The following is a 17,774-nucleotide window of genomic DNA, read 5'->3' on the forward strand; positions in this document are numbered from 1 at the left end:
GCCGAAGCGCGGGTCATCGAAGAATACCTGCCTACCCCGCTCACCGAGGGTGAGCTCGCCGACGTCGCCGACACCGCGATCGCCCAGGTGGCCGAGCAGCTCGGCGAGCGGCCCAGCATGAAACAGATGGGCATGGTGATGAAGGCTGCCACCGCAATCGCGGCCGGCAAGGCCGACGGAGCCCGGCTGTCGGCGGCGGTGAAGGACCGCCTTTAGTCCCGGGCAATCGTTTGCCCTGGCGGTGCTGGGGTACCCGTCTGGAATGACACGGTTCGGCTACACCCTGTTGACGGAACAGAATGGCCCGAAAGACCTTGTCCGATACGCGATTTCGGCTGAGCGTCGGGGTTTTGACTTCGAGGTCTGCAGTGACCACTTCTCGCCGTGGCTCTCGTCGCAAGGACACGCCCCCAACGCCTGGGCAGTACTGGGAGCGGTCGCACATGCCACCGAACGGGTGGATTTGTACTCGTATGTGACCTGTCCGACGATGCGATACCACCCGGCGGTCGTCGCGCAGCAGGCCGCGACCGTGCAGATCCTTGCCGACGGCCGGTTCACCCTCGGGCTGGGCAGCGGCGAGAACCTCAACGAACACGTCGTCGGCCAGGGCTGGCCGGCGCTCAAGCAGCGCCAGGACATGCTGGGCGAAGCGATCGAGATCATCCGCGCTTTGTTCGGCGGCGAGTTGGTCGATTGGCGTGGGGACTACTACCAGGTGGACTCGGCACGACTGTGGGATCTGCCTGATGATGCGATCGGCATCGCGGTGGCGATGACCGGCGAACGGTCGATCGGCAAGTTCGCCACCCTCGCCGACCACCTGATTGCGGTTCAGCCCAGCGGAGACCTGGTCCGTGACTGGCACTCCGCGCGCCAAGCCGTCGGAATCGCCGGCGGCGGCCGGGTCGTCGGGCAGATACCGGTGTGCTGGGACCCGGACCGCGACGCCGCGGTGGAGCGCGCCCACGAGCAATTCCGCTGGTTCGGCGGAGGCTGGCATGTCAACGCCAACCTGCCGACGACGGCCGGTTTCGCCGCCGCCACCCAGTTCGTCCGCCCCGAGGACGTCGCCGAGAGCATTCCCTGCGGGCCGGACCTCGACGCGATCGTCGACGCGGTGCGGGCCTATTGGGAATCCGGGTTTACCGACGTCGCATTGGTGCAAATCGGTGGCGAGGCACAGGACCTGTTCTTCAAAGAGGCCGCCGAGCCGTTGCTCGAGGCGCTGCGGGCAGCCGACAACCAAGGGGGCGGTGATGACTAATCCGTCTTTTGCGAACAGCACCGCTCTGCTGGTGAAAGGGCTCGGTGGAGCGAGTCTGGCCTTGGGTCTCAGTGAATTGCTGGCGCCGGCGCAGGTTGCCGCGGTGGCCGGGGTCGACGACACCGACCGAACGCGGTCGGTGATCCGGGCGCTGGGTTTGCGTGAATGCGGACACGGCGCCGCGCTGCTGTTCGGGCCGGAGCGGCTGGTATGGACCCGCGTCGCCGGCGACGTCCTGGACCTGGCGCTGCTGGGCGTCGGGGTGGCCAATCGGGGGCCGGGGCGGCGGAAGCGGGGTGCAATCGCGGCCGCCGCACTGGCCGGCATCGGTGCTGCCGACCTCTACGCGGCGCTGCGCACCACTCGCGACAGTGGTGGACGACACGCCAACGGGCCGCGCCACCAGACGTTGCGGGCGGCGGTCACGGTGCGGCGCCCGCCCGCGGATGTCTACCGGTTTTGGCACGACCTGGAGAACCTCCCGTCATTCATGTTTCACCTGAAGTCGGTGACCGCCGGATCCGACGGTCGTACGCATTGGGTAGCCAACGCGCCTATGGGCCAGTCGGTGGAGTGGGACGCGCAGATCACCGACGACGAGCCCGATACCCGCATCGCATGGCAGTCGCTGCCGGGCTCAGCCATCGAAAACGGTGGCAGCGTCGAGTTCACGCCCGCGCCCGGCGGCACCGACACCGAGGTACGGGTGACGATGAGCTATCGCCTGCCGGGCGGCGCGCTGGCCAAAGCGGCGGCAACCGTATTCGGCGAGTCGCCGGACCAACAAGTCAACGACGACCTTCGTCGCTTCAAGCAGATTTTGGAGACAGGGCAGGTCACGCGTTCGGACGGATCGCCAAAAGGTGCCGCTGCCCGCAGCCAAATGCATCAGCAGCCCGGGCAGCCGAAAGGAACGGACCGATGAAAGCCACGGTGTGGGCCGGGCGTAACAGCGTGGAGGTGCAGTCGGTTCCCGATCCGCAGATCCTCAACGAGCGCGACGCAATCGTGCGCGTCAGTTCGACGGCGATCTGCGGTTCCGACTTGCACATTTACGACGGCTACATCCCGACCGTCAAGCACGGCGACATCCTCGGGCACGAATTCATGGGCGAGGTCGTCGAAGTCGGCAAGGCAGTGACGAAACTGGCGGTGGGCGATCGGGTGGTAGTGCCATTCCCGATTGCCTGCGGTGCGTGCTCGGCGTGTGAGCGCGGCCTGTACTCGCTGTGCGAGAACTCGAACCCGAACGCGGGCATCGCCGAGAAGCTGATGGGCCACTCACCTGCCGGACTGTTCGGCTACTCGCACATGCTGGGCGGATTCGCCGGTGGGCAGGCCGAATACGCGCGGGTGCCGTTCGCAGACGTGGGCCCGCTGAAGATCGAGGATGACCTGACCGACGAACAGGTGCTGTTCTTGTCGGATATCTTTCCGACCGGCTACATGGGTGCCGAGATGTGCGACATCAAGCCCGGTGATGTGGTCGCCGTCTGGGGCGCCGGCCCGGTAGGGCTGTTCGCGATGGCGAGCGCATATCTGCTGGGCGCGTCGAAAGTCATTGCGATTGACCGGGTTCCGTATCGGTTGGAGTTGGCTGAGGAAATACGTGCGGTGCCGCTCAACTTCGCCGAGGCGTCGGTGCTCGAAGAGCTTCGCGACATGACCGCCGGGCGCGGTCCGGACCACTGCATCGATGCGGTCGGTTTGGAGGCCCGCAGCGGGACCACCGTGGTGGACGCCTACGACCGGGTGAAACAGGCCGCTCGGCTGGAAACCGAACGGCCCCATGCCTTGCGGGAAGCGGCGATGAGTTGCCGCAACGGCGGCACGATTTCGATCGTCGGGGTCTACGGCGGGCTGATGGACAAGTTCCCCATCGGGGCGATCATGAATCGATCGCTGACCATCAAAACCGGACAATGTCACGTGCAGCGGTATATGCGACAACTGCTCGAGCGAATCCGCAACGGCGAGGTCGATCCGACGTTTTTGATCACCCACCGGCTTTCGCTCGACGAGGCGCCGCACGGATACGAGATCTTCAAACACAAACGCGACAACTGCACCAAGGTCGTGCTCAAACCCTAAGACGGCGAAGGAGAACCGCTATGTCACATGATCAACTGCAAGGCAAGAAGGTCGCCTTCCTGGCGGCGGACGGCGTAGAAAAGGTCGAACTCGAACAGCCGCGCGCGGCTCTGGAAGATGCGGGCGCGCGGACCGAATTGCTGTCGCTGAAATCTGGCGAAATCGAAGCGCGGAACCACGATTTGGAGCCGGCTGGGACATTTCCCGTCGACCGGGCGGTCAAGGATGTGTCGGTCGACGATTTCGACGCGCTGGTATTGCCCGGCGGCACCGTCAACCCGGACAAACTGCGGATGGACGATTCGGCGGTCTCGTTCGTGCGGGACTTCGTCACGTCGGGAAAGCCGGTCGCGGCAATCTGCCACGGCCCTTGGACGTTGGTGGAGGCCGGTGTGGCCAAGGGGCGCACGCTGACCTCGTATCAGAGCATTCGCACCGATCTGCGCAATGCCGGCGCCAATGTCGTCGACGAGGAGGTCGTCGTCGATGGAAATCTGATCACCAGCCGTTCGCCGTCCGATCTGTCGGCATTCTGTTCAACGATTGTCGAAAAATTCGCTCACGCACCCACGGGCGCCTGATCGGCTCTGGTTTCAACAACGTGGTTTACGGGCATAGTCACGCAAGCCGCGATCGACGTGGCAACGTGTCGAAAGGCCGCAGGTGACCACTTCCTACTTGGCGCCGCCCGTAACGGATTCGCTGGCCGCCGACGGCGTGTACCCGCCGCAACAGGACTCGCAACTGCTCGTCGACACGATGGAAGCCACTGCGCTCGTGCCGGGGCGCCGGGTACTGGATCTGTGTACCGGCAGCGGTTACATCGCGATCGCCGCTGCCGAATTGGGGGCGGCCAGTGTGACCGCATTCGACATTTGTCCGCACGCCGTGGCGTGTTCGCGAGGAAATGCGGTGCACGCCGGTGTCGATGTGGACGTGCGGGAAGGGTCCTGGGTGGGTGCGCTCAACTGCGCCCCCTTCGAGGTGATCATGTCCAATCCGCCGTATGTGGCGACCCCCCCGGCGGGCGACAGTGAGGTGATCCCGAAAAGCGCTGGCCCCGAATGGGCGTGGAACGCCGGAGTGGATGGGCGGCTGATACTGGATCCGCTGTGTGAGTCCGCATCGCGATTGCTCTGCGACGGCGGCTCCATGCTGCTCGTGCACTCCAGCTTGTCGGGTGTCGACCAGACGCTCGAGACATTGGGATCAACCGGCTTGAATGCCCGAGTCATTGCCTCCCAATGGATTCCGTTCGGACCGGTGATGTCGGCCCGGGCACGCTGGTTGGAAGAGACCGGCCGCATTCGGCGCGGTTGCTGTGTGGAGGAACTCGTGGTGATCCGGGCGGACAAGCCATGACCGGCTGCACGCGCGCCGGCGACGATGCAGAGCGAAGCGATGAGAAGGAGTGGCGCTGATGACTCGGGTGCAGGTGGTGCCCAACGGGCCGGTGCTGATAGCCGGGCCGGTGCGCATCGAGATGCCCGGGGGTGATGTCGTCGAGTCCGATCGGTTCATGGTGGCGGTCTGCACCTGTCGGCGCAGCAAGGACTATCCGCTGTGCGACACCAGCCATCGGCGCTGTCGCCGCACGCAGTCAGCGTCAGCCGAGCGGTCGTCGTAGCGAGCTCTGGCCGGCTTTCCACGCCGCCACCATCGCGTCACCGAGACGGTCTTCGACCTTCGCATGGGCGCGGATCCCGAACACCACGTCGCAGTCCAACTGCGGCTCCCGGCCGACCAGGTCGCCGACCACGTCGAGGCGCACCACCTGTTCGTGCACCGCGTCGGCCTCGACATGCTCGCTGTAGAACCGCACACACTCCGCGGGAGCCGCGAGTCGCTGCAGTGCCTCGACCAACCGGCGCGACCCCGGCGGAGAGGTGATCTCCGTCGACGCGAAATGCCCGATGGCCGCACCGCGCAACCGGCGGTGCAGACCGAACAGCGACATCAGGTTCACCACCGCCAGCGATTCGGCCGGAACCGCGTCCAGATAGGCCAGGTAGGCCGAGTCCAAACCCGCGGCGGTCAACAGGTCCGCGAACAGCTGTTGATGGACTCGCGGACCCTGCCCGGCGCCGTACTCGTCGAATTCGACCGCCACGAACGAGGCCTTGGCCTGGCCGGTGAGACGCGGGATCGCCCAGGCGTGCGGGTCGCCCTCTTTGAGGTGATACAGCGATCGATGCACAAAGTATTCGCACATCTGCGCCCAGGTTCCGTTGTCGCGCAGCCAGTATGACGGACCAGCGCCGTCGACGGATTCGACCGATAGAGCATCCATTTCGGCCGCCGCGGTGTGGCCGGGATCGATCGGACCAACATCTCGTTGCACGGCGGCCAGGAAAGTCCGCTCCAACTGGCCGCGCAGGTGCAGCAGCCCGGGATTCCACTCCCAGGTCGGGTCGACGCCGGCGAAGCCGCGGTAGTGCAGCTCGTAGCACATGTACAGCGCCAGCTGCAGGTCCAGACCGTAGGGATCCGATTCCCGCACCGAAGCTCCGATGCGGACCAACTGGTCCCGCGGCGCCGGTTCGGTGAGAGTACGCCGGACCGCCATCGACAGCGGTCCATGCGCTGCGGGCAGTCTGGGTTCGACCGTTGCTTCTGCCTGGGTCACGCCGGGGTTTACCCCGATTTGCGCACCGGCCAAACGACGCGGTCGCATAACAGGCGCCGGAACCCCTTCGTCGATCGCCGCGATAGAGGTCTAACGGCCGTCAAGTTCGCCCTCGTGGCACGGCCCGATTACGCGGGTTCCGGTAAAGCCGGTTCGTTTGTGCACTTTGTTGCCGCGGGACGGAGATATTCCCGAAGCAGGTCGAGGAAGGCCGTCGCGGCCGGAGAATGCGGGCGCTCGGCCGTCGTGACCACAACAAGTTCCCACGGGATGGCAGGTTCGGTGCGCACAGTGACGACACGATCGGAGCTCCGTGCTAACGATGGGGGCAGAAATGCGATGCCCAACCCGCTGCCGACAAGGTCGAGCAGGTCGCTGAGACTGTCAGTCTCGCAGCATATGTTGCGGTGGAGACCGACAGCGGCACAGCTGGCGTCGACGCGGGCGCGTATCGCAAATTCCGTTGGGCATCCTACGAAGTCGCGGCCTGCGAGGTCGCCGAGTGCGACGACCTGCTCAGCTGCGAGGGGGTCGTCGCGTGATACGGCGAGTACCAGGGATTCGGCCCCCAACGACAGTTCTTCAACACGACGTGGATCGAACGGGCGGTTGACGAAAGCCAGGTCCAGGCTGCCATCGACCGCGCCACGGACCAGGCCGTCCACGGTGCTGTGATGCAGAGTCAAGCTGATACCGGGATAGCGCTCGCGATACTGCGCGAGTAGTGAGGACAAATTGACGAGGCTGATTGCTTGAACGACGCCGATGGCCAGGCGCCCGCGCAGTAGGCCGCGCACCGCGTCAACGGCCGCGCGGGCATCTTCGGCGGCCGCCAACGCTCTCCGCGCGGCCGGCAGCAGTGCACGCCCCGCGGCCGTGAGTTCCACCCGGCGATTGTTGCGGATCAGCAGCGCGGTGCCGAGTTCGCGTTCGAGACAACCGATCGAGGCGGACAGCGTTGACTGGACGACGTGCACCCGCGCGGCGGCCCGGGTGAACTGCCGTTCCTCCGCGACGGCCACAAAATGCGTCAGCTGCCGCAGGTCCATGCATCGATAGTAATGATTGCGCCCATCGAAATTAACTGTCGAAAAGAGCGCCGCGGCAGTGGAGGCAGTGGCTGGCACTCGCTATCGTCGAGTCAGAACCTGCGAACCAGCGGGGCTTGTGTGCAAAAAAGTTCATGAACTGCTTTGTCGCCCAGCTACTTTGATGCTGTTGTGGTTGGCTGAGCGTCCCTTCGGCAAGTAAGGGCCGCTTCGATTGGCGCAGCAGTTGCGGATGGTTCGCATCATCGGTCTATCCGTTTTGCCAGGGAGATGCCCTCTTGCGATCACGCCTCGGGGCCGGCTCCGTAATTCCCGAGAGGCACGCCGTAGGGAACAGAGTGACTGAGAGTTTGCAACGCGGCGATGATTCGGCCGCCACCGGTCGTCCCGAATCACCGCTCTATCAGCGACGGAGCCGGCGAGTATTCGATCGTCGTATCAATCTCGGTTCCTGGGCAGGCGGATTACCGCAAGAAAAGGCTCGGGTGCCCGACGTTCGGATCGGTCGACGCTGGTACAGCACACTGTGGCTGATCCCGATCAGCGTAGCCGCGTTACTGATCCTGGTGGCGCTGGCCCAACAGCTGCGCCAGTACGACTGGATGAAGAATTTCATCGAGACCTATCCCGGCACATCGGCTACCTATGCGCCGGCTGTCACCACAGGATTCCCGGCATGGTTGCGCTGGCAGCATCTGTTCAACATCATCTTCATGATGTTTTTGATGCGGGCCGGAATACAGATCCTGGCCGATCATCCGAGGCTGTATCTCAACTCCGGCTGTAAGCCGGGCACCGCATGGCTGCGGATGCGCGATCCGGTCCCGGCGGACCGCATGGACGAAAACGATGCGGCTCGAATATGGACGGCAAAGGACGATTCGGTCGCCGTCCCGAAATGGTTGGGAATACCTGGCTTTCGGCACTCGATTGGGTTAGCGCGATGGTGGCACTTCAGCTTTGATCTATTGTGGCTGGTCAACGGACTGGTGTTTTATGTGCTGATGTTCGGCACCGGGCAATGGCAGCGCATCGTGCCGCGCTCCTGGGAGGTGCTTCCCAATGCATTGTCGACTGGAGTGCAGTACGCGTCGTTGGACTTCCCAACCAACGAAGGTTTCACCAACTACAACGGATTACAGATCGTCGCCTACTTCACCACGGTGCTGGTTGCTGCGCCGCTGGCGTTTGTCACCGGTCTGTTGCAGGCGCCCGCGATTGCCGCCCGGTTCGGATTGGGGCGCGGCGTTCTCAACCGTCAGGTCGCGCGCACCGTGCACTTCGCAATTCTGTTGTGGATGATATTTTTCATCGCAGTCCACCCGGTGATGGTTTTCATCACCGGGTTCGTAGGGAATCTGAATCACATTGTATTGGGGACGAACACCGAATCATATTGGGCGCTAGCCGTTTACCTCGCGGCGATGGCCGTTATCATCGGATTGTGGTTGGTTGCCTCGCCGATCACGATCCGTTATCCGGGTGTCGTTCAAGTCGTCGGTCGGTGGACCGTGGGATGGATCAAGGCGTTCATGGAATGGGCGCATCCGAAGGCCACCTACTCGGAAAAGGACATCTCACCGTACTTCTGGCCTAATGGTCACATACCCACCTCCGATCACTACAACTACTTGCTGTCCACTAACTGGTCGGAATGGTCGCTGCGCATCCATGGACTGGTGGAGAACCCGGTAGCGTTCTCTTACAGAGATATTCGGGCGCTGACGAAACATGAACAAATCACTCAGCATTACTGCATCCAGGGCTGGTCAGGAGTGGCTAAATGGGGTGGGGCGCGGATGTCCGACATCCTCGATATCGTCCGCCCCTTACCGTCGGCGCGCTGGGTGGTGTTTTACTCCATGGCGGACGCGGGCCCCGACCCCGAGGAAGGCAGATACTACGACTGCCACAAGATCGGGCACATGCGCGAGCCGACATGTCTGCTGGCGTACGAGATGAACGGTGACGCCCTCAACGAAACACACGGCGCGCCGCTTCGCTTGCGCAATGAGCGCGAGATCGGTTTCAAGCAAGTCAAATGGATCGACAGGATCGAGTTCGTGCAGAGTTTCGCGCATCTCGGATTGGGCCAAGGCGGGTCGCACGAGGACTACGAGTTCTTCGGCTATCGGATGCCGATCTGATCGCTTGTCGATGCCGGCCTGGTTGTCGCGCGCATCGGCCCCCTCAGAGAAATTGGACGAAAGGTGAACGAGTGCATATCGATTGGCGCCGACACTGCTTCGCGTGCGAGCGCTGTGCATCGACGCCATCAAGCGCGCAAACTCCGGGCACCCGCTCCCGGACTGGAGGCGTTGTCGCGTCCATTGCGGGGTATCACCTGTGACGAATAGTTGGTATTTAGTGGATAAGGAGCTGGTATGCGCGCATTGACCGTGCAACCGGGCCACAAGGGCTCGCTGAGCGTGTCCGACGTGCCCGACCCGACCCCGGCCGGCGGCGAATTGCTGGTCGACGGCATCGCGATGGGGGTCTGCGGCACCGACAAAGAGATCGTCTCCGGCGAGTACGGCTGGGCACCGCCGAACTCCTCGCGCCTGGTCCTCGGACACGAATCGCTCGGCCGGGTGCGTGAGGCACCGGCATCGAGCAGCTTCTCAGCCGGCGATCTGGTGGTCGGCGTAGTGCGCCGGCCCGACCCCGAGCCGTGCGGCGCGTGTGCGCACGGCGAGTTCGACATGTGCCGCAATGGCCGTTACCGCGAGCGGGGCATCAAGGAGCTGGACGGCTACGGCAGCCAAGCTTGGTGTGTGGAAACCGATTACGCCGTCCGGCTCGACCCGTCGCTGGAGCGTGTCGGCATGCTGCTGGAGCCGACGACAGTGGTGGCCAAGGCCTGGGAGCAGGTGGAGCGGATCGGCAGCCGCGGCTGGTTCGAACCGAAACGGGCACTGGTGACCGGCGCCGGACCGATCGGTTTATTGGCGGCGCTGATCGGTGTGCAACGCGGTTTGGACACGCACGTGCTGGACCGGGTGACCGACGGCCCGAAGCCGAAGCTGGTCAAATCGCTCGGCGCGACCTACCACCACGAAGACATCGAGTCGGTGGCCAAGCAATTGCGGCCCGACGTCGTCATCGAGGCCACCGGTGTGGGCAGCATCGTCTTCGGTGCGCTGATGAACACCGAAACCTACGGGATCACCTGCCTGACCGGTGTCTCGTCAGGTGGACACAACATTGACGTCGACGCCGGCCTGGTGAACCGTGACATCGTGTTGGAAAACGACGTGGTGGTCGGCTCGGTCAACGCCAACCTCCGCCACTACCAGCAGGGTGCTGACGTGCTGGCCCGCGCCGACAACGACTGGCTGGAAGGTCTGGTCACCCGACGCGTGCCGCTGGAGAAGGCTGCCGACGCATTCCAACCGGCCGACGGCGACGTGAAGGTGGTTATCGAACTCTGATGTCTCGAATTGAGGACTACGCCCTGCTCGGCGATCTGCACACCGCCGCCCTGCTGAGCCGTGAGGGCAGCATCGACTGGTTGTGCCTGCCGCGGTTCGACTCCGGTTCCTGCTTCGCGGCGCTCTTGCACGACGAGTCCGCCGGTCACTGGCGGTTGGCGCCGATCTCCGGCGGGCCCGCGACGCGACGCGCCTACCGCGACGACACGCTGATCATGGACACCGAGTGGGACACCGACGAGGGGTCGGTGCGAGTCACCGATTTCATGCCGCCGCGCGGTGAGGCCGCCGACGTGGTCCGAATTGTCGAAGGGCTGTCCGGACGCGTATCGATGCGGATGCACCTGGTGATCCGGTTCGATTACGGCAATGTGGTGCCCTGGATCCGGCGAAGCGAGGACGGTCTGGTCGCCATCGCCGGACCAGACACCTTGTGCCTGACCACGCCCGCCGACGTACGCGGCGACCACATGTCCACGGTTGCCGAATTCGAGGTGGCCGCCGGCGACAAGGTGCCGTTCGTACTGACCCACACGGCGTCGCACCGCCCGGATGCGGTGCGCGCGCAGGCCGATCAAGCCCTGCGTGACACCGAGGAGTTCTGGCGGGACTGGATCGGTCGGTGCAGCTACCGCGGTCCATACGAAGAGGCGGTGCGCCGCGCTCTGATCACGCTGAAAGCGCTCACCTATGACCCGACCGGGGGGATCCTCGCGGCCGCGACGACGTCGCTGCCCGAAGGTATTGGTGGAGTCCGTAATTGGGACTATCGCTACTGTTGGCTGCGCGACACTACGTTCACGTTGCAGGCGTTGCTGGGCACCGGGTACATCGACGAGGCCCAGGCGTGGCGGGACTGGTTGGTCCGAGCCGTGGCCGGTGACCCGGCCAAGCTGCAGATCATGTACAGCATCGACGGCACCCGCCGCATCCCGGAACTGACTCTTGACTGGCTGTCCGGGTACGAGAACTCGGCGCCGGTGCGTATCGGCAACGATGCCGCGGGACAGTTCCAGCTCGACGTGTGGGGTGAGGTGCTCGACGGGCTGCACCTCGCGCGTGAAACCGGGATGCAGGCGGTGGATTCGGCGTGGGACATCCAGCTGGCGCTGCTGGACTTTCTCGAAGGCAATTGGGACCAGCCGGATTCCAGCCTGTGGGAAGTGCGCGGCGACCGACGGCATTTCGTGCATTCGAAGGTGATGGCGTGGGCCGGCGTCGACCGTGCCGTGCATACGGTGGAAACGCAGGGCCTCGACGGCCCGCTGGATAAGTGGCGCGACTTGCGGGACCGCATCCATGCCGACGTCTGCGAGCACGGCTACGACCCTGAGCGGGAGACCTTCACGCAGTTCTACGGCTCCCAGGGGCTGGATGCCTCGTTGCTGCTGATTCCGCGCGTCGGCTTCTTGCCGTGGGATGATCCGCGGGTCGTCGGCACCGTCGATGCCGTGCAGCGCGAGTTGTCCAGCGAGGGATTCCTGATGCGTTATCGGCCGGACGCCGACGGCGGCGTCGACGGCTTGCCCGGCACCGAGGGCACGTTCCTGGCGTGCACGTTCTGGCTCGCTGATGCTTTGCACGGCATCGGCCGTGGTGACGAGGCCCGCGAGCTGTTCGAGAAGCTGCTCGAGCTGCGCAACGACGTCGGCCTGCTCAGCGAGGAGTACGACACCGGTGCGCAACGGCTGGTCGGGAACACCCCGCAGGCGTTCAGCATGGTCGGGCTGGTGAACACCGCGCGCCAGCTGAGCGGATCGTCGACGCAGACGGGCGGCAAGGGAGCGGGTGCCACCGCCCCGCGGCCCCAGCACTAGTGAATCGCGCCGGTGAGCGCTTTGCCGCGACCCGCTTCGAGCTCGGCCAAGGTGGTCGACACGATGATCGACGCGGGTAGCCCGTTGTGCTTGCCTAAATCACCGGAGGCCAACAGTGCGCGTCCGGCGGCGTTGAGCGCATCGTGGTTGCGCTGGCCGGTGCTGCGGGTGTCGCGCTCGATGGCCTCTTGAGAGGGGGTGCCGCCCAGGCAGGGGGTGGGGTTGTCGGGGTTGCACATGCCCGGGGCGGCCAATTTCGCCAGGACCGCGTCGATGGTGGCGCGCGCCTCGGGGGTCAAATATCCGGTGATCGGGCTCATGCCGTCGACGTCTTGTTTGCCGATGATCAGACTGCGGCGGCGGGCGCGGTCGTTGTCGGTGAAATCGCCGTCGGGGTTGAGGCAGTCGGTGAGTCTGTCGGCCAGCTTGGCCAGTTGGTCGGGCCGAAATTGGCTGCCTTGGCGGGCTAGCTGTGCTTCTGCCTGCTCCCTTCTCGATGTCAACTGCGTCGGGCAGCCGATGGTAGAAGTTGCGGATCACCCGCACGTGACCGTCGCCGATCTCACCGGCGCGCTGCGCTTCGGCAGTGCCCGGCAGCACCGGCGCCAGGGGCTCGCCGGTCATCGCGCGGCGCGGCCCCAAATCGGCAGCCTCGCCGATGCGCCGCGATGCTTCGGGCCGAGTAATACGCAACCGCTCGGCCAACGCAAACGCCAACTTGCCGCCCAACTCCGTCTCGTCGGCCTGTTCGGCGACTTTATTGATCAACGCGTGGTCAACCGCCGACATGCACCGACGGATTCGTTCCCAACGTTCCAGCAACGCCAAACACTCTGGGGTAGTCAACCCATCAAACGACAAGTCCACCGCGAGCCGCATATCGGCGTCGGCGGCATCGACGACCCCGACGATCTCCTCCCGGCTATTCGCTCGCATGTTCGAATAGTAGCGCCACCGACCGGCAAGCTAGGGCTCCAGCCGCCAAGTCTGTGGATGAACCGCCAACTGTGGACAGGCAGTTGAAACCGAAGTGGCACAAGTGGTTTCAGTTACCTATGCCAGCGTCGGTTAACTCACGCTATTTGCGTCGGCGCGGGATGAACTCCTGGGCCTTGACTTTGATGCCCTCCTTCATCATGCCGAATGCGTCCTCGTCGCCCTTGAGTACAGCGGTCGCGGCGGCCTTCATCTGGTCGAAGGTGGCATGCGGCGGTACGGGCGGGATGTTGGGGTCACAATGCACGTCGAGCACCGTCGGACGGTCAGCCCGCAGCGCCTGGTCCCACGCCGATGCGATCTGATCGGGATCGGTCAACGTTGCCGACGCCAGACCCAGACTGGCTGCGAAGCCGGCGTAGTCCACTGTCGGAAGGGTTTGTGACACCGGGAATTTCGGCGCTCCGGTCATTGCCCGCATCTCCCACGTCACCTGGTTCAGGTCGTTGTTGTGCAGAACCGCGACGATCAGCCGGGGATCTGCCCACTCCTCCCAGTAGTGCGCGATCGTGATCAGCTCGGCCATCCCGTTCATCTGCATTGCGCCGTCACCGGCGAACACAATCACGGGCCGGTCGGGGTTGGCGAACTTGCCGCCGATGCCGTAGGGCACGCCGGGGCCCATTGTGGCGAGGTTCCCCGATAGTGAGCCGCGCATGTTGCCGCGGAACTTCAGTTGGCGCGCATACCAGTTCGCGGATGACCCCGAGTCGGCGGTGACGATCGCGTTGTCGGGGAGTTTGGGCGACAACTCGGCGAAGAGACGCATGGCATTGATCGGATCGGCGGACACGTTGGCTTCCATCTCCATGGTTTCCCACCAACGCTGCACGTTCTTCTCGACTGTTTCACGCCAGGACCGATCGGACTTGCGCTGGATCAGCGGTATCAGCGCGCGCGCGGTCGCCGCCGCGTCGCCCACCAGGTTCACCTCATTGGGGTAGCGCATGCCGATCAATGCCGGGTCGATGTCGATCTGCACACCGCGCGCCTGGTCGTACCCCGGCAAAAATTGCGTGTAGGGAAAACTCGATCCGATTGTGAACAGCGTGTCGCAGTCGCGCATCAACTCCCAGCTCGGACGCGTGCCCAGCAACCCGATGGAGCCGGTCACCCAGGGCAGTTCGTCGGAGAGCACGTCCTTACCGAGCAGTGCCTTAGCAACACCGGCTCCGAGCAACTCGGCAAGTTCGGCGACCTCGTCGGCGGCGCCTTTGGCACCGTTCCCGACCAGCATCGCGACGCGTTCGCCCGCGTTGAGCACGTCGGCGGCCTGCTGCAGCCCGTCCTTGGAGGGCCCGACTTCGGGCCACTCGAATCCCAGACTGGACGGGACCATCTTGAATTCGTGGGTCGGCGGCGAATATTCGAGTTCCTGCACGTCGGCGGGGATGATGACGGCCGTCACGGTCCGCTTCGTGACTGCGGTGCGGATGGCCCGGTCCAGCACATTGGGCAGCTGCTCGGGCACGGTGACCATCTGGATGTACTCGCTGGCGACGTCCTTATACAGGCTCATCAGGTCGACTTCTTGCTGATAGGAGCCGCCCATCGCGCTGCGGTTGGTCTGCCCGACGATCGCCAGCACCGGCACCCGGTCGAGTTTGGCGTCGTAGAGGCCGTTGAGCAGATGGATGGCACCGGGGCCTGACGTCGCCGCGCACACCCCGAGGCGGCCGGAGAACTTCGCGTAGCCGACCGCCTCGAACGCAGCCATCTCCTCGTGGCGGGCCTGCACGAACTTCGGTTTGTTGTCGGCGCGACCCCAGGCCGCGAGCAGACCGTTGATCCCGTCGCCCGCGTAGGCGAAAACCTTGTCGATCTCCCAGTCGCGCAGTCGTTCCAGCACATAGTCGGCAACCAAAGCGCCTGCCATCGCACACCCCATTCCCGTTTTAGGCAGCAGGTAACGGGAAGGTGATTACCCAGGAGGCAGTCGACTTAGACCCACATGAGTCGGGGTGGCGGGATTCGAACCCACGACCTCTTCGTCCCGAACGAAGCACGCTACCAAGCTGCGCCACACCCCGCATGAAGCCACGACAGCGTATCGCACCGGCGCGGCGGCTCGTCAAAGTGGATTGGGCGCGGCAAACGACGGGTATCCGATGGAGGTCCGATCCCGGTGCAGTCGACAGCACTGGACGGATGTGACGGGTTGGTGATGCGCAGGTCACATCACGACTCGCAAGCGACGTGCCACACAGGATGCGGTGGAATACGCATTCCTGTCAGTAACGTTAAGCAAACTAATCAGCGCACGATTCGGTCCAACGGAAGCGAGAGAATCATGACGGTGTTAGGCGCCGTGGTGTTCGGCGGACTCTTGGCCCTTGGCGTTCTGTGGCTGCTTGTGACCGCTCCAGCGAACGAAGCTCAAGAAGCGTGGGATGATTCCCAGCGACAGGTACGTTCGAACTCGGCCAGCACCCCAGCGAATGCGGTCGGATCGAGTTCTTGGCTGTTGACCCATTCATCGCAGAAGTAGGTGTCCGCGTAACGGTCTCCGCTGTCAGCAAGCAGCGTGACCACCGAGCCCGACCGACCGTCGGCGACCATCTCGGCCAGTAACCCGAACGCTCCCCACAAGTTGGTTCCGGTCGAGGCGCCCACCCGTCGCCCAAGTACTGCGCTGGCATGACGCGCCGCCGCAATCGACGCGGCATCGGGCACCGCCACCATTCGGTCGACCACTCCGGGCAGAAACGACGGTTCGACGCGTGGCCGGCCGATCCCCTCGATGCGGGACGACGCGTTGATGACGACGTCGTAATGGTCTTCGGCGTAGGCCGGATAGAACGCGGAGTTCTCCGGGTCGACCACACAAAGCCGGGTGGCATGCCGGCGGTAGCGGATGTACCGGCCGATCGTCGCGCTGGTCCCGCCGGTGCCCGCCCCGACCACGATCCAATCCGGAATCGGATGCTTCTCGTCGCGCATCTGGACATAAATCGACTCGGCGATGTTGTTGTTGCCGCGCCAGTCGGTAGCCCGTTCGGCGTTGGTGAATTGATCCAGATAGTGCCCGCCGGTCTCTCGGGCCACCCGCTCGGCCTCGGCGTACACCTGACTTGATCGCTGCACGAAATGGCAACGCCCACCTTGTGATTCGATCAACGCGATTTTGGAGGCGCTAGTCGACTCGGGCATGACCGCGACGAACGGCAGGCCCAGCAGCGCCGCGAAATAGGCCTCTGACACCGCCGTCGATCCCGAGGATGCCTCCACCACCGTGGTGTCCTCACCGATCCAGCCATTGCACAGGGCGTAGAGGAACAGCGACCGCGCTAGCCGATGCTTGAGGCTGCCGGTGATATGCGTCGTCTCGTCCTTGAGATAAAGCGCGACGTCGGCGTCGTCGCACCACGCCGACGGGAGGGGATAGCGCAGCAGGTGAGTGTCGGCGCTGCGTCGCGCGTCGGCCTCGATCAGCCGGATCGCGTTGTCGGTCCAGCCGCGTGGTCGGCTGTGAGCCGCGACCCGCGCCGGTTGGCTCAACGCACCGAATAGCTGGGCTGCGACCGGCCCCGGTCGCTATGCGAGTTGTGGCCACCGGTCGGTGCCGCGATCAGCGTCAGCAGGGTTGCCTCGGGGCGGCAGCAGAACCGCACCGGCGCAAACGGCGACGTGCCGATCCCGGCCGAGACGTGCAATCGCATGGTCGCGCCCCAGCGCGACGCCCCCTTGGCGCGGGACCGGTCCAGACCCGAATTGGTCACCAGCGCACCATAGAAAGGCAGGCACAGTTGCCCGCCGTGGGTGTGGCCGGCCATCACCAGCTGGTAACCGTCGGCGGCGAAGCGGTCCAGTACGCGGGGCTCGGGCGAATGGGCCAGCCCCAGCCGCAGGTTGGCCGCCGGGCTGGCCGGACCGGCAATCGTCTCGTAGCGGTCGCGGCCGATATGGGGGTCGTCCACGCCGGCCGCCGCGATGTGCAGCCCGGCCACCTCGAATTCCCGACGGGTGTGGGTGAGGTCCAACCAGCCGCGCTCGGTGAACGCCGCCCGCAGATCCTGCCAGGGCAGCGGTTGACCGTGCACGCGATGGCCCGGGTTCGTCAGATAGTTCATCGGATTCTTCGGACGCGGCCCGAAGTAGTCGTTGCTGCCGAAGACGAACACCCCGGGCAGGCTCAGCAGATCACCCAGGCTTTGCACCACCGCGGGCACCGCCTTGGGGTGGGCAAGGTTGTCGCCGGTGTTGACGACCAGGTCAGGCTCCCAGGCGGCCAGCTCGCGCAGCCATGCCTGCTTGCGGCGCTGGCTCGGCCGCATGTGCAGATCGCTGATGTGCAGCACTCGCAGCGGCGACGAGCCGGGCGTCAACACCGGCATGGTCAGCTCGCGCAGGACGAACGCGTTGCGCTCGATCAGCGAGGCATAACCGATCCCGGCGACGGCCGATCCGAGCGCGACAGCGCCTGTGGTTTTCAAGAGAGGCGAAACAGCAGGCATGCCGGAAGCCTACTGCGGGTGGGCAAGTTGGTGGTGACCCACG

The 17,774-nt window shown here is 64.7% G+C and carries 15 protein-coding genes, 1 tRNA gene and 1 pseudogene; 10 read left to right on the forward strand and 7 right to left on the reverse strand.

The features are described from left to right. From AC5Y42_RS21135 to AC5Y42_RS21165, 7 genes are all read left to right on the forward strand, one after another. Positions 1-216: GatB/YqeY domain-containing protein (locus tag AC5Y42_RS21135; RefSeq protein ID WP_499900526.1), on the forward strand; the 216-nt coding region annotated here is incomplete at its 5' end. Positions 217-262: 46 nt separating this feature from the next. After that, complete coding sequence (locus tag AC5Y42_RS21140; protein ID WP_499900527.1) at positions 263-1,267, forward strand: LLM class F420-dependent oxidoreductase; 1,005 nt, start codon at positions 263-265, stop codon at positions 1,265-1,267. Then, complete coding sequence (locus AC5Y42_RS21145) at positions 1,260-2,192, forward strand: SRPBCC family protein (protein ID WP_499900528.1); 933 nt, start codon at positions 1,260-1,262, stop codon at positions 2,190-2,192. The genes AC5Y42_RS21140 and AC5Y42_RS21145 overlap by 8 nt, the downstream gene beginning before the upstream one ends. Beyond that, entirely contained in the window at positions 2,189-3,358 is a 1,170-nt protein-coding gene (locus AC5Y42_RS21150; RefSeq protein ID WP_499900529.1) for a zinc-dependent alcohol dehydrogenase, read from the forward strand. Before AC5Y42_RS21145 ends, AC5Y42_RS21150 begins: the two co-directional genes overlap by 4 nt. 20 nt (positions 3,359-3,378) lie before the next feature. Further along, positions 3,379-3,939 (forward strand): type 1 glutamine amidotransferase domain-containing protein, encoded by a 561-nt coding sequence (locus AC5Y42_RS21155; protein ID WP_499900530.1) that lies wholly within the window; start codon positions 3,379-3,381, stop codon positions 3,937-3,939. Between the two features lie 82 nt (positions 3,940-4,021). After that, entirely contained in the window at positions 4,022-4,720 is a 699-nt protein-coding gene (locus AC5Y42_RS21160) for a HemK2/MTQ2 family protein methyltransferase (protein ID WP_499900531.1), read from the forward strand. Between the two features lie 58 nt (positions 4,721-4,778). Next, the gene (locus AC5Y42_RS21165; protein WP_499900532.1) at positions 4,779-4,985 is read left to right on the forward strand and encodes a CDGSH iron-sulfur domain-containing protein; all 207 of its coding nucleotides are present in this window, start codon (positions 4,779-4,781) and stop codon (positions 4,983-4,985) included. On the opposite strand, the gene AC5Y42_RS21170 is transcribed toward AC5Y42_RS21165, so the two are convergent. Both AC5Y42_RS21170 and AC5Y42_RS21175 read right to left on the reverse strand, forming a co-directional pair. Beyond that, a complete protein-coding gene (locus AC5Y42_RS21170) occupies positions 4,965-5,924 on the reverse strand; it encodes an iron-containing redox enzyme family protein (RefSeq protein WP_499900533.1) in 960 nt (319 codons plus the stop codon). The genes AC5Y42_RS21165 and AC5Y42_RS21170 overlap by 21 nt on opposite strands. 188 nt (positions 5,925-6,112) lie before the next feature. Next, positions 6,113-7,033, reverse strand: coding sequence for a LysR family transcriptional regulator (locus tag AC5Y42_RS21175; RefSeq protein WP_499900534.1), 921 nt, complete (start codon positions 7,031-7,033; stop codon positions 6,113-6,115). 338 nt (positions 7,034-7,371) lie between these two features. Here AC5Y42_RS21175 and AC5Y42_RS21180 point away from each other — a divergent pair, with 338 nt between their 5' ends. The 3 genes from AC5Y42_RS21180 to AC5Y42_RS21190 all read left to right on the forward strand — a co-directional run bounded on the left by AC5Y42_RS21180 (position 7,372) and on the right by AC5Y42_RS21190 (position 12,281). After that, positions 7,372-9,180, forward strand: coding sequence for a molybdopterin-dependent oxidoreductase (locus AC5Y42_RS21180; protein WP_499900535.1), 1,809 nt, complete (start codon positions 7,372-7,374; stop codon positions 9,178-9,180). A gap of 237 nt (positions 9,181-9,417) precedes the next feature. Next, positions 9,418-10,464, forward strand: coding sequence for a glucose 1-dehydrogenase (locus tag AC5Y42_RS21185; RefSeq protein ID WP_499900536.1), 1,047 nt, complete (start codon positions 9,418-9,420; stop codon positions 10,462-10,464). Further along, complete coding sequence (locus tag AC5Y42_RS21190; RefSeq protein ID WP_499900537.1) at positions 10,464-12,281, forward strand: glycoside hydrolase family 15 protein; 1,818 nt, start codon at positions 10,464-10,466, stop codon at positions 12,279-12,281. Before AC5Y42_RS21185 ends, AC5Y42_RS21190 begins: the two co-directional genes overlap by 1 nt. Positions 12,282-12,289: 8 nt before the next feature. Here AC5Y42_RS21190 and AC5Y42_RS21195 read toward each other — a convergent pair. The 5 genes and pseudogenes from AC5Y42_RS21195 to AC5Y42_RS21215 form a co-directional block, all read right to left on the reverse strand. Next, a pseudogene (locus AC5Y42_RS21195) lies at positions 12,290-13,217 on the reverse strand (13E12 repeat family protein); the annotation flags it as partial. Positions 13,218-13,359: 142 nt separating this feature from the next. Next, positions 13,360-15,153, reverse strand: coding sequence for a thiamine pyrophosphate-requiring protein (locus AC5Y42_RS21200; RefSeq protein WP_499900538.1), 1,794 nt, complete (start codon positions 15,151-15,153; stop codon positions 13,360-13,362). An 80-nt stretch (positions 15,154-15,233) separates the two neighbouring features. Further along, positions 15,234-15,307, reverse strand: a tRNA-Pro gene (locus AC5Y42_RS21205). Positions 15,308-15,653: 346 nt separating this feature from the next. Next, the gene (gene cds1, locus AC5Y42_RS21210) at positions 15,654-16,775 is read right to left on the reverse strand and encodes an L-cysteine desulfhydrase Cds1 (protein WP_499900539.1); all 1,122 of its coding nucleotides are present in this window, start codon (positions 16,773-16,775) and stop codon (positions 15,654-15,656) included. Further along, positions 16,772-17,731, reverse strand: a complete 960-nt coding sequence (locus AC5Y42_RS21215; RefSeq protein WP_499900540.1) for a metallophosphoesterase — start codon at positions 17,729-17,731, stop codon at positions 16,772-16,774. Before AC5Y42_RS21215 ends, cds1 begins: the two co-directional genes overlap by 4 nt. Positions 17,732-17,774 lie beyond the last annotated feature (43 nt).

The sequence above is a fragment of the Mycobacterium sp. NGS48 genome (assembly GCF_059812585.1).